The organism is Clostridium sp. HV4-5-A1G, assembly GCF_900184915.1.
GTDB classification, from domain to species: Bacteria; Bacillota; Clostridia; order Clostridiales; family Clostridiaceae; genus Clostridium_B; species Clostridium_B aromativorans.
This window is the reverse complement of sequence record NZ_FXYI02000250.1, coordinates 1-3,808: the sequence shown is the minus strand read 5'-3', so window position 1 is coordinate 3,808 and position 3,808 is coordinate 1. Positions and strand designations below refer to the sequence as shown.

Genomic DNA, 3,808 nt, shown 5'->3' with positions numbered 1-3,808 from the left:
CCTTAACTTAGTGCCCATACAATATGGTATTTCTTTAAAAAATAAATTATAATATTTACTTAGAAGGGAAAGGTAAATTACATGAAGAAATCTGAAAAAAATTTTTTTAAAAACCTATGCCAATATTGTATAAGTAAATACACAATTTTAAACAGCGGGCCTTTAATATCTTCACTAATCTATCAACTATGCAAGTATGTGGATATGGATGTCCCTGCAATACAAGGCATATTGCGTGTACATATAAATGAAAATTACAGCAGAAGCTTTGCCCACTGTTTTAATATATACAACGGTATCATTATAGATGCCTCCATCTATCAATATGCCCTTACAAACAAGGTCATAAGCCACTTATTTCCCATTTATATATTCAGCACCGTTCCTGAACATATAGATTATATAATGCAGAGAAGATTGAATGCAAATTCTCAAATTAAATTCAGTAGAGAATTCTTAAAAAATGCGCTTGAAAATATACAGAACAATAATTTCAAGTCCGTAAAAAGATTTGACTTAATAGAAGATTCCAAAAAAGAAAATTTATTCTACTGTCATTAATTATTCCTTTAAATATCAAATTGATGAGGATTTTCGGTTCAGCCGAAAATCCTCATCAATTGTGAACTGTACATTGTAAATTGTTCTAAAATGTCCAGTTAAGAAGTCTTCTTACTCTTACAGTATTAGACGCCCTTAAAAAATTTTTGTATACTCTTTTACCATCTTCGTATATACAGATCATGCCTATTTTATCACCTTTATTGACTGTGTAATTTATTTTTTTAGGCTTTACAATCTTACTGGTATATTTACATCCTTTCTTCACAGGAACTACAATATCATCTTCATATTCAAGCCTTAAATTCTTTCTATTTACCTTTAATTCTAATGCTCTATCTCCCTTTGAATATAATTTTTGGAAGTCATAATTTTTATCTATATATTCATATATCTTACCGGTTTCTTTCCACCTTTTAGGGCAATTTAAAACCACTATTATCACATCATTGCCCTGCACAGGTGCAGAAGTTATCAAGCATTTTCCTGCTTTTCCCGTATACCCCGTTTTAACTCCATTTGCATTCGGTATCTCCCAAAGGATCTTATTTATATTGTGATAACTTCTAGTAAATCCTTTTTCTTTTCCATCTACATCTCTTGAACTTACAATTTCATTGAATGTTGGATTTTTCTTGGCTACAGATGTAGCTACAGCCAGATCATATGCGGTGGAGTAGTGTTCCTCCCTGTCAAGGCCATGAGGAGTTTCAAAATGACTATTTATTATACCTATTTCATCGGCATATTCGTTCATAAGTTTTGCAAAGCCCTCTATGCTTCCCCCTATTGCCTCTGCTATTGCCACAGCTGCGTCATTTCCCGAACGGAGCATAAGACCATATAAAAGTTCTCTCAAAGTTATTTTTTCATCAGCCTTATATCCCACTGTAGAGCCTTTTATCCCAGCCGCCTTAGAAGAAATTTTTATTTTTTTATCCAATTTTCCATACTTCAATGCCACCAGTGTAGTCATGACTTTAGTTGTGCTTGCCATAGGGACTAACTCATAGGCATTTTTTTCATATATAACAATTTTTGAATTGCTGTCTATGGCTACAGCACACCTGGCATCTACATTGATCTTTTCAGAAGATCTCTCCTTATCTTCTGACATTACTTTATTTGGAAACATATTAGCAATAATAAAAATCACTATAAAATACAATAAAATTTTTTTTATCTTCATAATAGTACAAATTGCTCCTTCCTATAATGAATATATTATTGTGAATATTTTTTCCCTAAATAAATATATTACTATTAAAACTTGTTCCAGATTAGTATATAATTTACTATTGCGGTAAATACTATTAAGCAATAGATCATATTGAATCCGGAGGAGAAATATATGAGTATACTACCTGTTCTATTTATTCTAATATTCCCCATTGTGTTATTTCTTCCAATACCCTTAAAGATAAAAATAAAATACATTAACAGACAACTTCTCTTTCAAATATATAATTTGAATATAACAAATAAAATTGTACTAGGTAGATCTTCTCCCAAAAATACTGCAGAAAAAAATAGATTTGTTTCCCTTATAAATGTAATTAAATCATCGGAACTTAAAAACGTAAAGGCTAGATTTTCAGTTAAAGTAGATGTAAAACTTTGCTATGGTTTAGGCGATGCTGCCTATACAGCGCTTGTATACGGGGCCATATGCTCATTAAAAATATTTCTCTTCAACAGGTTAAACGGATTTTTTCATATAAAAAAATATCATGATAACATAAAGCCTGATTTCAACAGTTCACGTTTCGAACTAGAAATAACAAGTATAATTTATATAAGTTTAGTTAAAATTATCTATGTATATATAAAGTTATCTAGATATAAAAGGCAGTCTAAAAAATCAAATAATTCAATAGACAGCAATTTTGCATAATAACAATTTAAGATTTATAAGGAGGAGTTTTTATGGATAATCATCCTATAGAAAATTTATTAAAGAGTACTATGGAAAATCTAAAGGAAATGATAGATGTCAATACCATAGTAGGGGATGCAGTGGAATCAAAAGACGGTTCTCTGATAATACCCATTTCAAAAGTGTCCTTTGGGTTTGCATCCGGTGGAAGTGAATTTGATCTGCAGCACGATGAAGTACCTAGACCCGACTACCCTTTTGGTGGAGGCTCAGGTGCTGGAGTTACGGTAAAACCAGTAGCTTTTTTAGTTACAAAAGGTGACTCTGTAAGGCTGCTGTCCTTAAATCAAAATAACACCTGTGAAAAAGTAATAGATTCTATTCCTCAAATAATGGATCTGCTTCGGGGAATGGTATGTTCCAAGAACAGAAAAAACAAAGATACCTCTTATCACAAGACAGATGATGAAAATAAAGAAAAAAATCACGGTGAAGACAGTTCCTCCTACGACAGTTAACCATTAATAATTAATAGTTAAGAGTTATAAATCAAAAAAAACAGCTGAGTTTTTAACTCTTAACTTTTGTTCTTCATACAATTATAGAATCTAAATTAGGCATATTATCCAAATTTTCAAATCCAAAATATTTTAAAAATTCTTCCGTAGTACCATACAATATAGGTCTTCCCGGCACATTCAACCTTCCATTTTCCTTTATAAGTCTTCTTTCAATTAAAGTGGATATGGCTCTATCACTTTTTACCCCCCTTATCTCGTCTATATCTATTCTCGTTATAGGCTGTTTGTAAGCGACAATGGCCAAAGTCTCTAGTGACGCTTGAGATAAAGCTTGTCTTGAATTATTCTTCAACAGTTTTTCAACATAACTGCTGTTTTCAGCCTTTGTAACCAGCCTATATCTGTTATTATCTCTTAGAATCTCTATACCTCTACAATCTTTTTTATATATACTACTCATCTCATCAATCAAATTTTTCGTAAATTCTACATTACATTTTATTATGGATGCAATTTGTTCAATACCAAGAGATTCACCAGAAACAAACAATAAAGACTCTATTATAGAAAAATACTTATTCTCTGATAGTTTTCCTTTCTCTGTGGCCTCACAGCTACTTTTATCATCACTGCTTTTCATTCTCATTTATCCTTTCTATGTAAATTTCACTAAAATTTTCACTTTGCACTACAAATATGACTTTAAGTTTTATAAGCTCTAAAAGTGCAAGAAATGTAATTATCTTTTCTATTTTAAAAGAACAGTTTTTTATAATAGTTGAAAATTTAACTTCTTTTCTCTTATATATATGTATCTTATACACATATGAAGCTGAAGACGAAGATAGAA

6 protein-coding genes are annotated in these 3,808 nt (G+C 30.9%); 3 read left to right on the top strand and 3 right to left on the bottom strand.

The window, feature by feature from the left end; translation table 11 throughout:
- The first annotated feature begins 81 nt into the window (after positions 1 to 81).
- Positions 82 to 561, top strand: a complete 480-nt coding sequence (locus J5G60_RS17175) for a hypothetical protein (RefSeq protein ID WP_150357837.1) — start codon at positions 82 to 84, stop codon at positions 559 to 561.
- A gap of 85 nt (positions 562 to 646) precedes the next feature.
- On the opposite strand, the gene J5G60_RS17170 is transcribed toward J5G60_RS17175, so the two are convergent.
- A complete protein-coding gene (locus J5G60_RS17170) occupies positions 647 to 1,750 on the bottom strand; it encodes a D-alanyl-D-alanine carboxypeptidase family protein (protein WP_150357838.1) in 1,104 nt (367 codons plus the stop codon).
- 162 nt (positions 1,751 to 1,912) lie between these two features.
- Between J5G60_RS17170 and J5G60_RS17165 the strand changes: the two genes are divergently transcribed.
- Complete coding sequence (locus J5G60_RS17165; RefSeq protein WP_150357839.1) at positions 1,913 to 2,455, top strand: DUF2953 domain-containing protein; 543 nt, start codon at positions 1,913 to 1,915, stop codon at positions 2,453 to 2,455.
- A 32-nt stretch (positions 2,456 to 2,487) separates the two neighbouring features.
- Positions 2,488 to 2,955 (top strand): GerW family sporulation protein, encoded by a 468-nt coding sequence (gene ytfJ / locus J5G60_RS17160; protein WP_150357840.1) that lies wholly within the window; start codon positions 2,488 to 2,490, stop codon positions 2,953 to 2,955.
- Between the two features lie 73 nt (positions 2,956 to 3,028).
- Here ytfJ and scpB read toward each other — a convergent pair whose 3' ends face one another.
- On the bottom strand, positions 3,029 to 3,598 hold the full coding sequence (scpB, locus tag J5G60_RS17155) for an SMC-Scp complex subunit ScpB (RefSeq protein WP_150357841.1): 570 nt from the start codon (positions 3,596 to 3,598) through the stop codon (positions 3,029 to 3,031).
- Positions 3,585 to 3,808 (bottom strand): segregation/condensation protein A (locus J5G60_RS17150; RefSeq protein WP_207876593.1); only part of this gene is annotated, 224 nt, incomplete at its 5' end. The genes J5G60_RS17150 and scpB, both read right to left, overlap by 14 nt.